This window comes from Acidovorax facilis (assembly GCF_023913775.1).
GTDB classification, from domain to species: domain Bacteria; phylum Pseudomonadota; class Gammaproteobacteria; order Burkholderiales; family Burkholderiaceae_C; genus Acidovorax; species Acidovorax facilis.
In genome coordinates this window covers 1-14801 of record NZ_JAMXAX010000137.1, presented here as the reverse complement: position 1 = coordinate 14801, position 14801 = coordinate 1, and the positions used below count along the sequence as shown (strand labels likewise).

18 protein-coding genes are annotated in these 14801 nt (G+C 57.7%); 5 read left to right on the top strand and 13 right to left on the bottom strand.

The window, feature by feature from the left end; all coding sequences use genetic code 11:
• On the top strand, nt 1-360 hold a 360-nt coding region (locus NFX52_RS25345), incomplete at its 5' end, for a hypothetical protein (RefSeq protein ID WP_162239764.1).
• Between the two features lie 379 nt (nt 361-739).
• On the opposite strand, the gene NFX52_RS25340 is transcribed toward NFX52_RS25345, so the two are convergent.
• Nucleotides 740-2053 (bottom strand): replication initiation protein, encoded by a 1314-nt coding sequence (locus NFX52_RS25340; protein ID WP_055397604.1) that lies wholly within the window; start codon nt 2051-2053, stop codon nt 740-742.
• A gap of 794 nt (nt 2054-2847) precedes the next feature.
• Between NFX52_RS25340 and NFX52_RS25335 the strand changes: the two genes are divergently transcribed.
• Both NFX52_RS25335 and NFX52_RS25330 read left to right on the top strand, forming a co-directional pair.
• Nucleotides 2848-4053: an AAA family ATPase gene (locus NFX52_RS25335; protein ID WP_055397606.1), complete on the top strand. Its 1206-nt coding sequence runs from the start codon at nt 2848-2850 to the stop codon at nt 4051-4053.
• The gene (locus tag NFX52_RS25330) at nt 4050-5081 is read left to right on the top strand and encodes a ParB/RepB/Spo0J family partition protein (RefSeq protein WP_055397608.1); all 1032 of its coding nucleotides are present in this window, start codon (nt 4050-4052) and stop codon (nt 5079-5081) included. The genes NFX52_RS25335 and NFX52_RS25330 overlap by 4 nt, the downstream gene beginning before the upstream one ends.
• A gap of 688 nt (nt 5082-5769) precedes the next feature.
• Here the strand turns inward: NFX52_RS25330 and NFX52_RS25325 are convergent.
• The 10 genes from NFX52_RS25325 to NFX52_RS25280 form a co-directional block, all read right to left on the bottom strand.
• Nucleotides 5770-6033: a hypothetical protein gene (locus NFX52_RS25325; RefSeq protein WP_055397610.1), complete on the bottom strand. Its 264-nt coding sequence runs from the start codon at nt 6031-6033 to the stop codon at nt 5770-5772.
• Between the two features lie 519 nt (nt 6034-6552).
• Complete coding sequence (locus tag NFX52_RS25320; protein ID WP_055397612.1) at nt 6553-7371, bottom strand: EAL domain-containing protein; 819 nt, start codon at nt 7369-7371, stop codon at nt 6553-6555.
• 154 nt (nt 7372-7525) lie between these two features.
• Nucleotides 7526-8350, bottom strand: a complete 825-nt coding sequence (locus NFX52_RS25315; protein ID WP_055397614.1) for a PRTRC system ThiF family protein — start codon at nt 8348-8350, stop codon at nt 7526-7528.
• Nucleotides 8347-8982 (bottom strand): PRTRC system protein A, encoded by a 636-nt coding sequence (locus NFX52_RS25310; RefSeq protein WP_055397616.1) that lies wholly within the window; start codon nt 8980-8982, stop codon nt 8347-8349. The genes NFX52_RS25315 and NFX52_RS25310 overlap by 4 nt, the downstream gene beginning before the upstream one ends.
• The gene (locus NFX52_RS25305) at nt 8982-9776 is read right to left on the bottom strand and encodes a PRTRC system protein B (protein ID WP_055397619.1); all 795 of its coding nucleotides are present in this window, start codon (nt 9774-9776) and stop codon (nt 8982-8984) included. Before NFX52_RS25305 ends, NFX52_RS25310 begins: the two co-directional genes overlap by 1 nt.
• Nucleotides 9773-10909, bottom strand: coding sequence for a PRTRC system protein F (locus NFX52_RS25300; RefSeq protein ID WP_055397621.1), 1137 nt, complete (start codon nt 10907-10909; stop codon nt 9773-9775). The genes NFX52_RS25305 and NFX52_RS25300 overlap by 4 nt, the downstream gene beginning before the upstream one ends.
• Before the next feature lie 109 nt (nt 10910-11018).
• Nucleotides 11019-11228 (bottom strand): PRTRC system protein C, encoded by a 210-nt coding sequence (locus NFX52_RS25295; protein ID WP_055397623.1) that lies wholly within the window; start codon nt 11226-11228, stop codon nt 11019-11021.
• Nucleotides 11229-11237: 9 nt separating this feature from the next.
• Nucleotides 11238-11657, bottom strand: a complete 420-nt coding sequence (locus tag NFX52_RS25290) for a PRTRC system protein E (RefSeq protein WP_055397625.1) — start codon at nt 11655-11657, stop codon at nt 11238-11240.
• A 52-nt stretch (nt 11658-11709) separates the two neighbouring features.
• Entirely contained in the window at nt 11710-12540 is an 831-nt protein-coding gene (locus NFX52_RS25285) for a hypothetical protein (protein ID WP_055397626.1), read from the bottom strand.
• A 215-nt stretch (nt 12541-12755) separates the two neighbouring features.
• Nucleotides 12756-13076, bottom strand: a complete 321-nt coding sequence (locus NFX52_RS25280) for a hypothetical protein (protein WP_156358700.1) — start codon at nt 13074-13076, stop codon at nt 12756-12758.
• A 281-nt stretch (nt 13077-13357) separates the two neighbouring features.
• Here NFX52_RS25280 and NFX52_RS25275 point away from each other — a divergent pair, with 281 nt between their 5' ends.
• On the top strand, nt 13358-13720 hold the full coding sequence (locus tag NFX52_RS25275; protein ID WP_156358701.1) for a hypothetical protein: 363 nt from the start codon (nt 13358-13360) through the stop codon (nt 13718-13720).
• A 209-nt stretch (nt 13721-13929) separates the two neighbouring features.
• Here the strand turns inward: NFX52_RS25275 and NFX52_RS25270 are convergent, their stop codons facing one another.
• Nucleotides 13930-14070 carry a hypothetical protein gene (locus NFX52_RS25270; RefSeq protein ID WP_156358702.1) on the bottom strand — a complete coding sequence of 47 codons (141 nt, stop codon included), beginning with the start codon at nt 14068-14070 and terminating at the stop codon, nt 13930-13932.
• A 105-nt stretch (nt 14071-14175) separates the two neighbouring features.
• On the opposite strand from NFX52_RS25270, the gene NFX52_RS25265 reads away from it, so the two are divergent.
• Nucleotides 14176-14364: a hypothetical protein gene (locus NFX52_RS25265; protein ID WP_156358703.1), complete on the top strand. Its 189-nt coding sequence runs from the start codon at nt 14176-14178 to the stop codon at nt 14362-14364.
• A gap of 116 nt (nt 14365-14480) precedes the next feature.
• Here the strand turns inward: NFX52_RS25265 and NFX52_RS25260 are convergent, their stop codons facing one another.
• Entirely contained in the window at nt 14481-14627 is a 147-nt protein-coding gene (locus NFX52_RS25260; protein WP_252635866.1) for a hypothetical protein, read from the bottom strand.
• Between the last annotated feature and the right edge of the window lie 174 nt (nt 14628-14801).

The following is a 14801-nucleotide window of genomic DNA, read 5'->3' as shown; positions in this document are numbered from 1 at the left end:
GGCAACGCTGAGCCAGCGCGCAAACAACGCGATCGTCGCCACGCAAACTGCATCCACCTTCTTCATCATGCCCGCGATATTCGCGGGACATGTGGCTCAACTCAAGATGCCTCGGCTGGACGCTTACGCCTGAGCGGTGCCACTACCGGGTATGCCGCCGGCCTGGCAGTGGATGACGCAGCGAAGGATGTCGTCTACGACTACGACGCTTGGAACGTCCTGGTCGAGCTTGACAATGGAGAGGTTCTCAGGATCGGCAGCCGCAAATACTACGGAAGCCATTTCGAGGCCGGACAACGCATTGAGATCTATTCACCCATTGCGGCCGACGGCAGCGCACTCTTCAGGCCGGCAAAGTAGTCTGTGTTACTCAGGGTGTCCAAGCGCCACTAGGTCCTTCCCGGCCAGGTCACTCGGAGTGCCACCCTCCCCTGCCCGGTAGCCCGATAGAGGATGCGCCCTCCGTCCTGATGAAGACTCAGCTCTAGTCGAGTTAGTTCGCCGCGTGTGTCCGTGCCGGCGAGAGCGCGCAGCTGGTCATAGTGCCCAGCAGGAAGCGCTGCCGGCGGGTAGGCCGTCCAATCAACCGGCGGCATCGTTTTTTCGAAGGCCGTGGCGCCTTGCTCTACCTCGAACTCAATCGTTTGCTTCTTTTCGCATGCTTTGAGGATTGCCGCGCTTGTGGAGCGAGAAAAGCAGATAGTTGACATTCGAGTTCCTGAGCTGGCCGCGAAAATTGCTAGCGCCGCGCTTCCTGTCGCCACGCTTCGAACTCGGCCGGATCGATAGCGGTCACGCGGAGCTTTCGGCGCTGCCAGGCACCGAAGTTTGCTCGTTCGATCGTGTCCTTGAACTCGCCTTTTTCCGGTGCGAACGACGAGATCGAGTGTTTGTCTGAGTCTGCAGCAAACTGGTGTACCAATGCGACCTTCTCTTCGAGTGTGAGCGCCTTGATCGCGTCGGAGGTCTTCTTTCGCAAAAAGTCCTCCTGGAGGCTTTTTAGGCGATCGCCCTTCCCTATCCCATTCGCGGGCGGAAGGCTCTTGTCAACCGGAGTCGAAGGCTTCTGCTCCTCTTGCTGCAAGCGGGCCTGCAGGTCAGCACCCCAGTCGTCGGTGATGGCTCGCCTGTAGATCGCTCCTATGTTAGGGGAGGCGCCCTCCTCGCGTTTGGACGCGACGTACTCATTTGCGCGCTGAATGCTCAGAGCGACGGCCTCTGGCGCTCGGTCGCGCAGGTACTCCATCTGCAGCTGCGCGCTTATCTTGATCTGGGCTTCGCTAAATGCTCCAGACGACTCAGCTGAAAGTGCAAGCTGGTCCTTTTGCGCCACCGAGAACCAGAGACCAAGGACCTTGCGCCCCTGAGTCTTGAAGTTCACCGAAACGGCTACATCGCTGATCTCCGACTCATTGATTTTCTTCACTGGACCACTGATCACCCATTGGTTCAGGCGCTTGAACTCGGTGTACTCAGTGGCGGCGATTCCCATGTAGTCGCGGTACTGTTCAAGCGTGAAGTACGGTGTGCGCTGGACCCCTACGTAATCCTTACAGAGCTTGTAGACGAGGGCGTCATACTTCCCGCTGTAAGAGTTGAAGATCGACCAGTTGAAGATGTGGAAGATCGAGCTGTAGCTGTCGAGGCTTTCGATCGAACGGCGGATTAGCTTGGGGAAGATCACCCCTACTCGGCTTGAGCTGACGAACCACTCTGAGATAAACCCCGCGCCCACCATCGCCGGGCTTCCATCCTTCTCGAGCAAATTGTAGTGAAGAGGCTCGATGCGAATTTGCTCCAGATCTCGCTTGAGCTCGGACGTCTTTGGCTCGTAGCCCAGGCGTTCTGCCAACGTGGAAGTGCTGATGTAGCAGGGCTCTCCATCGACCAGTGCCCTTCCCGTTTGCTCAAAGAGCTCGCGGTAGCGCCTGATGAGCAAAAGCCAGAGCTTGTACTGGACCAGGGTAATGCTGTGCCGAACGTGAATAAATTCCTGGGGCGTGCGAAACACCGGCTGAGGCCTTTGTGCATCCGATATCAGTTCAAGCTGCATGCGATCAATGGTCTAGGTGGAGATGGTGCGCCACTAGACTATACGACATGTGCCGATCGGCACAAAGCAAAAATTCTTGCACCGGGGAGGGGGTTTTCTAGACCATAGCTCCGAGTTGCTCATAGGGGGGGGTTCTCTAGTCCATTCTTCGCCGCCCCGAATCCCAGGGGTTTTTCTAGTCCATTGACACTGATCTGCGGCGCAAGGGGGATCTCTAGACCTTGGCTCTTAGTCATCTAGGCAGGGGGATTTCTAGACCATACCATTCGCGGCCCGTTTGAGGTTGTCGAGCTATGGGCTGGGCACGCCATTGGCACTCCCGTGTGGTGCATGTTCAAGTTATCCACAGGTTTCAGGGGATCTCTAGGCGATAGGTGGGGGATTCACTAGACCATAGGGGGAGATCACTAGACCATCAGGACCTTGGGGGAGGGGGTTTTCTATACCTTTCCGGGGGGGTTTTCCTAGTCCATGTGCACGCTAACTCATTGATTTTAAAAGAGAAAATAGGGTCCTAAAGATTGAAACTGCTTTTATTAAAAGAGTGCAGTAGTAAGGGCTGTGGATAAGTGAGGGTCGCGCCATCCATGAGCCTCTTTACTGCCCTCTTTTTCTGAAAAGAATACAAAAAACATCCAGATCGAGCGAAAACGTACTGTTTTTTGTTCAGAAACGATTCCAATCCGTTCAGTTCAGTTGCACAATTGGAGCATTCCACCAATTTTCGGATAGGAGTCGATTTTTGATACTGCTATCCATCCATCAATGCAGCAGCCCAACGAAAAGGTTCGAACATGAATACAGCAAGTAAGACGTCTAGAAAACTCTCTGCCAAACGTTCTTGGACTCTTCAAGATCTAGAGGACATTGAGGAGCGCGTTGGGCAGACCATCGACCTGGTTCGAGATGCGATGCTCGCACCCGATTCAGTCAAGTCTGCACCGACCTTTTCGAGTGCTCAGCTGCTGTCATTCTGCGGCATCGACAAGAGCAAGTTCAACTACAGGCTGAGCAAGGGCAACCTTCCGGATGGGATGCGTGGAGACGCAACTCGACGGAGGTTTACATTGTCTGAGCTTCAGCAATGGGTGCGAGCCTGTCGGCCGAATAAGCAGAGGCCTGTTGGGGCCCAGGGCTGCGTGATCTCTGTGGTGAATTTCAAGGGGGGCGTCGGGAAGACTTCCAACGCAGTTACGCTCGCGCAGGGTCTGAGTTTGCGTGGTCACAGCGTACTGGTGATTGATATGGACGCTCAGGCTTCCATGACCAACCTGATGGGGGTTGTGGGCGACCAGGACGGCGGTGGAGATGACGACCGAACGGTGTTGCCACTACTGGTTGGCGCTGAACCAAATATCGACTACGCAGTGCAGACCAGCTATTGGGCTGGTATCGATGTGGTTGCCGCGGACCTGGGGTTGTACTCCGCAGAGTTTGCGCTGCCATCTAGGCAGAAGGACAACCCGAACTTCGAGTTTTGGCACGTGCTACGTGATGGGCTGCACACGGCACGGGAGAACTATGACGTCGTCATCATCGACACGCCACCTTCGCTGTCGTACACCACGGTGAACGCCATCTTGGCCAGTGACGGGCTGGTCATGCCCTTGCCGCCATCGCAACTTGACTTCCTTTCGTCGGCGCAGTTCTGGAGCCTTATTAACGATCTGCTCACTCAGCTGATTACGAAGCGTGGCGGCACGAAGGAATTTGCCTTTATCGACGTACTGCTTTCCAAAGTGGATACGAACGATCCATCTTGCAGTGTGGTGCGCGAGTGGATTCAGGCGGCGTACACAGATGCCGTGATACCTATTGAGATCCCTAAGACTACTGCGACCTCGTCTGCGAGTGCAGAATTCGGGACGATCTATGACCTCGACGTGTCGAAGGTGAACGCACGGACCTATCGTCGCGCGTTCGAGGCATACGAGCGTATGGCTGAATTGATCGAAGAGCAGATCATCACTTGGTGGTCACGTGAAGGAGCGCAGAAATGAGCTTGAAGGACAAGAAAGATCGCGTCGACTTTTCGTTGCTGGGGACGAAGCGCAACAGCAGTGAACGCAGGGCGGGTGCAGTGGTGTCGACGGTGGCTGATGATGCAGTGCCGACCGTGCCGAACCGGGAACCTCGCACTGCGATCGGTCTTCATGCAGCCAGCATTTACGGCGATTCCGAAATTCGGCGTGAGAACGATCTGCTCAAGCAGCAGGTTCGAGTGTTCGAGGGCGCGCTTCCAGTGAAGCATCTTGATCCCCTGAAAGTGAAGGGGAGCAAGTGGGCAAACCGTATGGAAGAGTCCTTTGCGTCTGCAGAATTTCGAGCTCTTGAAGAGGAGATCGTGGCGGCCGGCGGCAACGTTCAGCCGATCAAGGTACGCCCGATTGAAGGAACCGACGAGTTTGAGGTCGTGTTTGGACACCGGAGGCATCGCGCATGCCGGAACGCGGGGCTGCCCGTTCTAGCGATGATCGCGCCAATGGACGATGCCAGTCTATTTGCCGAGATGGATCGGGAGAACCGGGAGCGCGCAGACCTTCGCCCGTTCGAGCAAGGCATGCAATACGCACGAGCACTAGAGGAAAAGCTCTTTCCGTCCATCCGCAAGATGGCTGAGAAGTTGGGCGTGGATGCATCGGGCGTGAGCAGGCTGATCGCGATGGTGGACCTGCCGCGCGAGATACTGAAGGCTTTCGCCTCCCCGCTTGACATCCAGTTTGACTGGGGAAACAAGCTGGCGATTGCGCACACGGCATCTGCCGACCGCGTACTGGAGGAGGCCAGGCGTATTGCTGATGAGCGTGAGCGCGGTGTCTCAATCCCTGCGGCGAAGGTTTTCAGCCGCCTGGTATCTGCGTCGCCGACAGTGGCAGCAGCGCCGACTGAGTTGACTGGGACCGAAGGAAAGGCGGTTGTGAGGTATGGACGAGGAGGTTCAGCGAAGATCCATATCACTGGGCTTAGCAAGGCCAAGGTCGCTCAGCTGGACGGGCTGATTTCTAAATTTTTGGAGTCGGAAGGTTAGTCGAGCCGCACACAAACGAGCCCGCAGATGCGGGCTTTTTTTATGGCTTGGAGGTGGGCTGTATCGACTGGCAGCAGGTGTGGAGTGACTCCACACCCGGTGATTGGCGGAGGTCTGAACCTCGCGAGTTTTTCCCGATTCTGGGGTGACTGGCGGTCATGGCTTCGGAATGAGGACGTTCGATGGGAAGGTGTGGAGTGACTCCACACCTTGATGCGACCGGTGGGTCACCGTGGGATGCATTCTGGGGTGTGGAGTCACTCCACGCTTGGTTGTCCCCGAGGCCTTTGTTCCTTCCGCGGATGGCTCGGAGTGGTGGAATGAGCAAAGGCTCTGCTTGCAGCGTTCGGCCTTAATTTTTAGTTCTGGCAGAGTAGGTGTGGAGTCACTCCACACGCAGTCGGTTTGTAGCGGCAGCGGGGCGTTGGTGGTGTGGCAATCCCGCGGTTAGGACTCAGTCTCCCTCCTTAAACGGGAGGTAGGATGCACCGGAGCCTAGGGGTGTGGAGTGACTCCACACCCCAGTTTGGTGAACCTATATGCACTTCCCTACCAGCAGCCGAAGGTGTGGAGTCACTCCACACCCCTGCGAACGGGCTGATCTGCCCGCACCTCAGGCAGGCGAAAAAAAAGCCACCTGCAATGCAGGTGGCTTCGGCTGGCCGCGGAACAAGTCCTGGGCGAATTGCTAGTGAAACAATCTCGAGTGCTGTTCATCCGTCACGCTAATGACGATTCCGGTCAAGGCGCAGACATGGATGCCATCGGCAATGGACGATAGGTAGGTGTCGCTGTATGCCTCGTGTGCGTCTGAGCCAGGCAGGTAGCCGGCGCTGGTAGCGGCTGCGAAAGGGCTGAGAAACTGAGACCCCGCTTGCAGGCCGCAAGCTGCTGTGAAGGCTTCTGCCATCGCGTCAAAGTTGAGGGTGGCTGGAGAGTCTGTCGAAGTCATGGAGAAAATCCTCTGTAGGGTAGGGTAGGGGCGGGAGGTGCCATATCCCGGTACTTGACATATCGGAGGAGGTAACCGTAGGGCAACCTCCAAAGCCGAAGAACCACCACGACGCCCAAATGGTGCCAGCGTGGCGTATGTGGCAATGCGGTGCCGCATTGGCGTCGCTGCCAACGTGGCACCAAAGTTGCGCCAACGCGGTCGTATCGCTCTCGTTGGCGGTGCGCTTTTCGGGAAGTTGCGAGCAATGCTGCGTGAAGAAATCACGGACGAAGGTGAAAGACGCTGTTCGGTCGGAAGGTCAGCAGCGGCTTGTGCGCAGCCGCGTAAAGACGGACCCATACAGCCCGCTCTACGAACTCGGTCGGGGCAAGGCATGGCAGATGCACGCCTAAACGTGCGAGGAAGCACTGGCGTTGGAGAGAGGAAGCAGGCGCTCGGCCGAGCAGCACGGAGCTTCGGAGTTGCCACACTCTGGCGTGCCAGCATGGCCCGACCAGGACGGGTTAGCCCGGGACCCTAAGCGACAAGGAGGGTTTCTTTTCGCCCGGCATTCATACCTGGTCGGAACTTTGCGATCCATTGATCAACAGGCTCGGGCCTCCCAAACAGGAATCCCTGCAACAGCTCGCACGCACCACCGAAGAACTTTGCCTGTTCGATGGTTTCGATGCCCTCTGCAACGATGCGAAGCCGGAGCTTGTTGCAAAGCTCGATTACGGCATTGCAAACGATCGCGTCGCGCTCCCTGGACGGAGCATCGCGTACCAGCGATCGATCAAGCTTGAGTTCATGGATGGGGAGCTTGGCAAGATGAGCGAGCGAAGAATAGCCTGTTCCAAAGTCGTCCATCGACAGCGAGATGCCCAGGCTCGCCAGAGACTCAAGCCGCTCAACGACTTCGGTCACCGGTCTCTCGAAAAGACTTTCGGTGATCTCGAGAGTTAGGCGCGCTGGTGCCAGATTGTGGCGATTCAGTGAGTCGCTGACCGTCCGGACAAAGTCAGGTCCAAGAAGGTGGCGTGGGCTGATGTTGACCGAAATGCGTGAGGGGTGCTGATGCCTAGAAAGAACGCTGCAGCTGCTCTCTAGGACCCATTGCTCAAGCTCTCCCATTAGCCCAAAGGTCTCCGCAACTGGAATGAACGCAGCTGGCGCAAGGATGCCGTGCTCAGGGTGGGCCCACCGGACGAGGGCCTCGGCGGCCGAGACCGCGCCGCCCGCATCCACCTGGCCTTGAAGGAATAGGCGGAGCTCACCACGTCTTATCCCGCGGGCAAGGTCGCCGGCGAGTGCGGGGCCAGAAGCGAGCGGTGGGAGAACCTTGGACAGGTGCATAGGATCCTCATGCCGGGCAGGAGCTCGCCATCAGTGGGCAAACTTGCCGTTTGTTTGTTGCGTACCAATTGACTGATAGCGTGAATTTTATATTTGTTACGCCAAAAATGAAAAACCCCGTGCACTTCGCAGTGGCACGGGGTTTTGATACGAGCTATTTGCTCTTTGCGGCCCTTAGGCGCGGTCTTTTCTCACATGCTCGATGAACACCGAAGCGAGCCCAGAAATCTCGGTCCACGGGAATCGGCATGGTGGTCAAGCAGTCCAGGTTTACAAAGGCACCGTGGTGCTCGATTTCACCTTTCGTGAACAGGTTCCAGAGTATGGAGCTGGCCGCAAGTGCCATCGCTGGGTTGATGAACAACGCCTGCTTCTGCAGTGCCTCTGCGAGGGAGCACGACGGCGTGTCATCCTCCATGTGGTCCTGGCCACTGTCGATCAGTGCCGGAAACATCTCGCCCACGTGGGGTAGCCTCGTTGGGTCTGGTTCCGTTCGCCGGCGCCCCTGAACCTCCCCCAGCAAGATCTGGCCGTCGGAGGATCTGTTGCCCATGTCGAGGTAGTACGTGTGATCGCGCCTCGAGTTTTCGATGGCTGACAGGATCGCTCGGCGCGCGGTCCGGTTGTCCACCGCGCCTATGACTAGGTCGAAGTTCGAGAAGCCCTCAGAGTTGTCGCTGACGCGATCCACTATCGCTGTCCACGAGACCTGCGCTGCCATGTTTGCCCGATTGATCAGCGTGAAAGCCTTGTAGCTTCCAACGTCGCAGGGGTAGAAGGCCTGACGGCCCACATTGGATGGTGACACAACGTCGTCGTCGATCAACGTGACGTGGAGCCCTCCAGGATGGCCAAGAGCAACCATGGCTCGATGAAGGTTCATCAGGTTCTCCAGCATCCTCGATCCAGTTCCTCCAGCGCCCACGAGCGCTACCTTCACCTGCTTCTGCGCGAGCCTTCCATTCAGTTGGTGCTTCATCGCGGTGCCCCCTCGATGATCTGGCCCAACTGGAACGATCCATCGGAACCGAGCTTGAGCTTGTAGTGCAAGCCCGCCACGCAGAGGCGCATTGCCACTGAGACCGTTGTGTCCAAGTCGCCAAAGACCGCTGAGACCTTCACGCTCCCGGCGTCGTCCAGGTCATCGACTGACGAGAATCCTGCAGGAAGGCGCCCGTGGCTGTGGATGTCCACGACCGCGATCTCGCCGGGCTCCAGTACCGGATTCCGATAGTCGACTCGGGTAGGAGAGGCGCTGAGCGCGTCTCTCATCGCGAGCCGCCAACTGTCAGTCGATGGGGCCCAGACAAACAGGGCTGCGCACTCATTCGGCATGGCCTGGCGAGCTTGCTCGGCAAACGCTTGCCAAATGGCGATCGGCGGGAACGAGCATTTCCACTCGACCATGGGCTTCAGAGGCCCATAGGGCAGGTAGATATCCGAGACTGCGACCCGGTGGCGCAGAGCCAGCCAATCGCTGCTCAAATCCTGCCACAAACCGTCGCTGGCCACTGCGTAGCTGACCGGAGCATCGTCCTGAAAGGGGAGGGTGCATTCGGTGGTGGCCACGCGCAGTGGGAACGCTTGCTGGATCATTGAATCCATGCTCATCAAAACTCTCCTTCTGGTCGTTCGAGACCTGCTAGGCGATCGCGTGTGTTCACTTCGATCAGGTCACCCACCGTGAGGCGAACTGCAGCGAGGCGACTCGTAGGGAAACGCCGGGTTGGCTTTTCCACCTGCGACTTCCAGAACGCCGCGGGATCGAGGCCTTTGACAAGGCGGTCCTTCTGGCTGAAGTTCGGGTGCGTGAACGACGAGCCAAAGAACATGTCTTCCCACGCCTTCGGCTCGAATGCACGCTCCGCAGTGGGTGTGTTTGCGTTCCCCACACAGACCTGGCCGCTGCCCCAGACGTTGAAGAATGGCGCTTGGAAGAGCTGTGTCTCAGGGGTTGGGCGTCCGGCACACTTCACTGCATAGAGATGCAGGTGTTGCGCATCGATGGTCATCCATACCAGGGCGGGGACTGGGCAAATCGCGTGTCCATCGAAGGACGCCTTGGAAGTGGACGACTTCTTGAAGAACATCGAGCGGTGCCCTGGCGGTGTCCACCAGACGAGCCGGTCGGCACCCTCCGCGAGCCGCGTGTCTTCGATCCAGCGGACGGGCTTTCTGACAGCCTGCTTAAGCGCAAGCTGTGCGTAGATCAATCCCAGATCCTTTTCGGTCATCAGCCTTCCAGGCGTCACCTCAGGGCGCTCGCGAATGACCGCCACTTCATGCACGGTCGCGTAGTCGAAGACGTCACACACGCTATCGTGGGAAGTCCTTCCTCCGTAGAGCAGGATGGCGCCCTTGAGTAGCGATACCGGTGCACTGCTTTGTGCGCTTACTCCCATCATTTGGAATCCTCCTTAAAAAATGACATGAACCTGCCGAGGCACGAGTGGAGGTCGATGAATGCCTTGAGGGCACGCACTCCGGCCCTCATCGCCTTGGGGTCCTCCGTTGATATCCGCCAGGTCCTGAAGGAATCGCGGTACTCGCTCTCCTGAAGCCACCGTTCGGAGTGCTCGACGACTTCCATGCAAACCTCGGGCGTATCCCAGACCACAAAACATGTGGATCCGAGTGCGTCAAGGCCTTCCATTTCGTGACCATCGGGAACATCTCCGTGGCTCTGGTCCCACTCGCCAAGGCGATGTCTTCTGCTCGCGTTGCAGAGGTCCAGGCCTGCGGCGACAACGGATTGGATCTCCGGGTCGGAGCAGGCCTTGAGCACTTCTTTTGCCTCTTTCAGGGTCATGCGTCGCGGACGATGCTGAGAGGCGCCTTCCTTGACGCCATACATCCAGCCGTGGCCCCCGGCCGCTGCGGCAAAATGTGATGGCCATACTCCTGAAAACTGCTCCTGCAGCTCAGCCACAGTGCCATTGACAGCTTGGTCTTCCCGTATGAACTCGGCGGCACCTTCGTCAGAGTCGCCGTCAAACCAACCGGCGAAGTACGCCGCGTGGCGCTGGAAGCTGAATGAGTACATGGGATAGCAAAATCCGGCGTCCTCGATCAGGAACCAGGCCCACCATCCCAAACCAGCTCGGTAGGCGTTGAGCTTCTCGACCATTGGCTTGAGGCGGAATAGTGGAATGACAGATTCGGGCGTGACCTCGACATGGACAAGCTCGGGATGGGCTTCGATGGACAACTGCATTGGGAGTACGTTGTCCGAGTCGCCATTCGCGCGCAGGTAGGTGCTCCATTGCTGGGTGATCGTCACCTGTAGATCTGTGAAGTTCTCACCTACAACCGGGACTCCGGCGGAATTGGCGGCGAGGATGAACTTGGCCAAAGACGAATTCGCCTTGCTTGCCCCGTCCTGTACCCGTAGGGGCACAAGTGGAGACAAGCTAGGCAGGCACCAAGCGCCCAAGAAGGGCGCTTGGCTCAACCCCACCTGCTGAACGCCGAACTCGGCAGAGGCAGGGGATTCGAGCTTTGACGAGAGTTCACCACCTGCAGGAGGGGGATTGAACATTTCGTGCTTTCATTTACTGATTGGGGATCTGCCTGGGCCAACGGGTCGGCCGAGGCATTCGAGAAGTGACCACCCGTTGCGATTGCTTGGATGGCCTTCAGATGCGCGCTCATCCCTTGCTGCCAACAGCGCGTTGGAAGTTGTAGGTAGCGACGCCAGCCTTTGTGCTGGGTCCTTCTACAACTGCAGTGAGCAGCTCAGGGAACTGGTTCGCGAAGAAGATGCGGATCTGGTCGGGGTCCTTGCCAGGAGCAGGGTCCGCCAGGGTCATCCCGTTGTAGGTGAACTTGCGTGTGAGGACGGTGGATTGCAATGCCATATTCCCTCCTCAAAGTGTGAAAGGAACCTGCTGCGACTCACCGGCGGGGCCTGGCGAGTCGTTTCCTTCGCCACCCTCGGCGGGTTCTTCTTCCTGGAGCGCTGGCGTCGATTTGCCTGGCTTCGATTTGTTCGATGCCGCGGCCGACTTGTCTTTCGCCTGGGCCACAGCCGCAGCTGCTTGCTCCTGAATGCCCTCGAGCTGCTCTTTGAGCGTCCCGTTGACTGTGCAGTACTCGCTGATGACAGAGGCAAAGTCGGCATCGAGCTCGGTGGGCGTTGCCACAAAGCTCTTGGCCAACAGCGGAGTTCCGGACTTGCCCGCGTCTGGGAAGACGTTTACCTCGAGTTTTCCTGCGCCGGCGTCGGTCACCTTGAGAGTGATCGCGACGCCCTTGGTTGCCAGATGGTGGAGATTCTGAAAAAGCATGTTTTACCTCGTTGAAAATGCCGCGGGATGCGGCTTCAGCGGTACTTGCCCATCAGAGGGTGGTAACCAAGAAAAAAGGCCCTGCCCCCGGTGAAGGGGCAGGGCCGTTTTGGTACTGGTTCAGTGGGACAGGTTCGTCAATCGTCGCTTGGAGCGATGGTCCAGTCCCACACGCCGGCGCCGATGGCGTAGACCGTCTTTCGCGTGCCATGCACGCTGATCTCTTGGGCTGGTACGCCTTGGCTTCTGGGGTGCCTGCACCGATCACGAAGGCATCGGTCTCGGCGTCGTAAGTGAGATCGTCAACGATGTTGAGAAGGTAGTTCCCGACGGGCCTCTCCATGTGCGGTATCTGGTCATTGCCCATGTAGGCAGGGACAGCGAGGCGCAGCCAAGTTGTATCCACTCTAACCGGCCAATACACCGGGCCGACAAACGAAACGTATTGCGCAAGGAACGTTTCGCGAAGCGTGATGCTGCTGTTGTTGCTGCCAGGCGCGCGATACCGCACGACTTCGCCTGTCTCAGAGACCACCTCGACCACGTGCCGGCTTGCGTTCTCGAAGAACCCGACTAGCGGCTTCCCATCGTCCTGACGCACGTCCTTCACAAGGCGCGTACGCTCGAACGACAGCGATAGCACGGGGGTGTCGCCGTCCTGCGGCAGCGCGATGAGGACCAGATGGTCCTGCTCATAGTTGACGATGGTGGAGCCCAGTTCTGCGTGCCGGACCAGCAGGCGGCCCTGATCTTCTTTGGGTTGGATTTCGAGCTTCAGGCCAGGAGCCCAATTGATCTCGGCGGGTTGGGAGATCTTCTCGCGCAACGCGGCAATGCGTTCTTCGATGTCGCGGATTTCCTTCTTGATGTCTTCGTGGTTCATTGCACGGTCCTTTGCTTCGGGGTTGCACCGCGGGTTCGCGGCTTCGGCCGTACTTGTTCGGGACCTCGAAATAACAAAAGACTAGTGCCACCTCTCAGGCGGAGCAGCTCATTCCATCGAACCTAGTTTCCTCAACTTGCAAGTAGCTATCGGACAATTTTGGCAACAAAAAAGCCCAGCAATGCTGGGCTTTTCAAACTTCGCGCTTGGTCAGGCTAAAAGCGCCGCCATCCAGCATCATCGTAGAACACATCCACAACAGACCGCGCAGGATTCACAACGAGACCTCCAATCTCACTAGCTTCTCGGGGAGCAGATGGTGCCGTAGCCTTTGCGCCAGTACGCTCGGTATCTACCGTGGATTCATCTGCGTAGAACATCGCTGCGATAAATCCAGCCGCAACCAAACCAAGCGATCCGTAAATCGTCAAGGTATTCATGCCAATACCAAAAACCGAAGTTTCGGGCGCGTACCGCCAGCCCAAATACATGCCAACGCACCCCAGGCCCATTAGCAGCTTAATAATTGCGTTCATTTTATTCTCCGCATACTTTTAATAACTAATGGGCATTTTCCTATAATCGCTTGAATTAGTCAAGTGTTTGTTACGCATTTGTTGTGCATACTCATCACTTGAAGCGCGCACCGGGATCAAGGCCAGGACCAGATCGCGCCGACGGGATGAAAGGCTCTTGCTGGGGACCTACGAAGCTGCCTTCCGGGAAATGCGTCAATTTCGCTTCTTTTTCGGGGGGGACTTGAAGCATCCGCTCGTCGAGAATCGGTGCCTTCGCATTCGAGTTAAGGGAGAAGACCATGTGGACATTCGACGGATCGATGGAGGATTTTCGGGCGCTGCGCCTGAAAGGAAACCAAATTGACCGCGGCGCTTTTGTGGTGCTGCTTATTTTCAGCTCCGGAGCGCGAGAGCTTCGCTCGAGTATTGAGCCCAATAGGCAGCTGCGCAAGTGGACCGGGTCACCGGAGAAATCGGTGAAGCGTCTATTTGCAGCGGGCGAGTTCCGCTCGTCCGAGCGAGTGTGTAGGGAGGCTCTTCCCACCTTGGAAGCGCTTGCTGCCGCGAAGGATGATCTGGTGGTCGAGCAGATGCGCCAGCTGCTTGCATCCTCCCGGTACCTACTGGCCTGGTCCAAAGACCCAGCCGACGGGACCGCATAGTTGAGACGCGACAAAGAAAAAGGGCTGCCGGATAGGCAGCCCTTTGAATATGTGGTTAGCGACGCTACCAGCAGACCGTTCGCACCTCTAACCGGACGTTGCGCCACAGGGGCGCTTCTCAAATGGAAGCATAACACTGAGATGCCATTCTGTTCAAGCGTTAACGTTTCGTCTGTGGAAAGCGCGCTCTCAGCTGCTCGCCTCGGATCTTACCAACGGGCGAGCGCATCGAGGGCCGTTTCATCCGCAAGCTCGAAGCCCAGCTCGGCATCGCCCAGCGGGCGTGCAAGAAGCAGACCTCTCACCCCGGCCAGCGTCCATGCGACGCTCTCATCAAGGGTTTCGGACATACGACAGTTCTGACACACCCTCTCATTCGGGGAGAGATCTCATGCGGTACTCCGCCCGACCGGACTCGGACCCTCGCTGACCTGGCAGAGCTGCGGCACGCGTCCTTGGCCACAGTCCCGGAGACGATCGACTTCATCGAGCGGCAGAAACTCTATGGAAAGGGCGTCGGCTTCATCGATTTCCAACTGCTCGCCTCAACGGTGCTTACCGCCGGCGCTCTGCTCTGGACGGCTGACAAGAAGCTGTGCGCGCTAGCTCGACACTTCAACGTTGAGCACGACATCGCAGAGTAGGCCGCCTTGTCGAACTGCGACATGGCACCCCGCGTCCCCCGTCGCGCATGGACAAGAAAAACCCCCGGTGGCAATGCCAACCGGGGGTAGGGGAATAGGGCGTCGTGCGCCGGCGCCTAAAAGCGCATCATCTTGGGAACCAGGCCCCGGTACTCGAAATCCTTGATGCCTAGAACGGCATCGACGAACTCCTTCTTGGAACCATTGCGTGCTTTCACATAGCCATCGCCGAGCTTCTCCTTCAAGCCCAGCTCGATGGCCACGGCGTCAACCTCGTTCTTCGTCAGAAGAGTGAGGAATTCGCCGTTGAGTGTAAGCGACCAGCCGTACCACCTTGAACAGTCCCGCGACATCTCGCAAGATCGTGTGCACGTAAACCATCGTGGACACCATGCTCAAAGATTCAGAGACACCGAGATATGCGACGCGGCGTACCC

What these genes read in the sequence shown, in the direction of transcription:
- NFX52_RS25340 (WP_055397604.1), bottom strand. Translation starts at nt 2,053, where the DNA reads ATGCAGCTTGAACTGATATCGGATGCACAAAGGCCTCAGCCGGTGTTT.
- NFX52_RS25335 (WP_055397606.1), top strand. Translation starts at nt 2,848, where the DNA reads ATGAATACAGCAAGTAAGACGTCTAGAAAACTCTCTGCCAAACGTTCT.
- NFX52_RS25330 (WP_055397608.1), top strand. Translation starts at nt 4,050, where the DNA reads ATGAGCTTGAAGGACAAGAAAGATCGCGTCGACTTTTCGTTGCTGGGG.
- NFX52_RS25325 (WP_055397610.1), bottom strand. Translation starts at nt 6,033, where the DNA reads ATGACTTCGACAGACTCTCCAGCCACCCTCAACTTTGACGCGATGGCA.
- NFX52_RS25320 (WP_055397612.1), bottom strand. Translation starts at nt 7,371, where the DNA reads ATGCACCTGTCCAAGGTTCTCCCACCGCTCGCTTCTGGCCCCGCACTC.
- NFX52_RS25315 (WP_055397614.1), bottom strand. Translation starts at nt 8,350, where the DNA reads ATGAAGCACCAACTGAATGGAAGGCTCGCGCAGAAGCAGGTGAAGGTA.
- NFX52_RS25310 (WP_055397616.1), bottom strand. Translation starts at nt 8,982, where the DNA reads ATGAGCATGGATTCAATGATCCAGCAAGCGTTCCCACTGCGCGTGGCC.
- NFX52_RS25305 (WP_055397619.1), bottom strand. Translation starts at nt 9,776, where the DNA reads ATGATGGGAGTAAGCGCACAAAGCAGTGCACCGGTATCGCTACTCAAG.
- NFX52_RS25300 (WP_055397621.1), bottom strand. Translation starts at nt 10,909, where the DNA reads ATGTTCAATCCCCCTCCTGCAGGTGGTGAACTCTCGTCAAAGCTCGAA.
- NFX52_RS25295 (WP_055397623.1), bottom strand. Translation starts at nt 11,228, where the DNA reads ATGGCATTGCAATCCACCGTCCTCACACGCAAGTTCACCTACAACGGG.
- NFX52_RS25290 (WP_055397625.1), bottom strand. Translation starts at nt 11,657, where the DNA reads ATGCTTTTTCAGAATCTCCACCATCTGGCAACCAAGGGCGTCGCGATC.
- NFX52_RS25285 (WP_055397626.1), bottom strand. Translation starts at nt 12,540, where the DNA reads ATGAACCACGAAGACATCAAGAAGGAAATCCGCGACATCGAAGAACGC.
- NFX52_RS25280 (WP_156358700.1), bottom strand. Translation starts at nt 13,076, where the DNA reads ATGAACGCAATTATTAAGCTGCTAATGGGCCTGGGGTGCGTTGGCATG.
- NFX52_RS25275 (WP_156358701.1), top strand. Translation starts at nt 13,358, where the DNA reads ATGTGGACATTCGACGGATCGATGGAGGATTTTCGGGCGCTGCGCCTG.
- NFX52_RS25270 (WP_156358702.1), bottom strand. Translation starts at nt 14,070, where the DNA reads ATGTCCGAAACCCTTGATGAGAGCGTCGCATGGACGCTGGCCGGGGTG.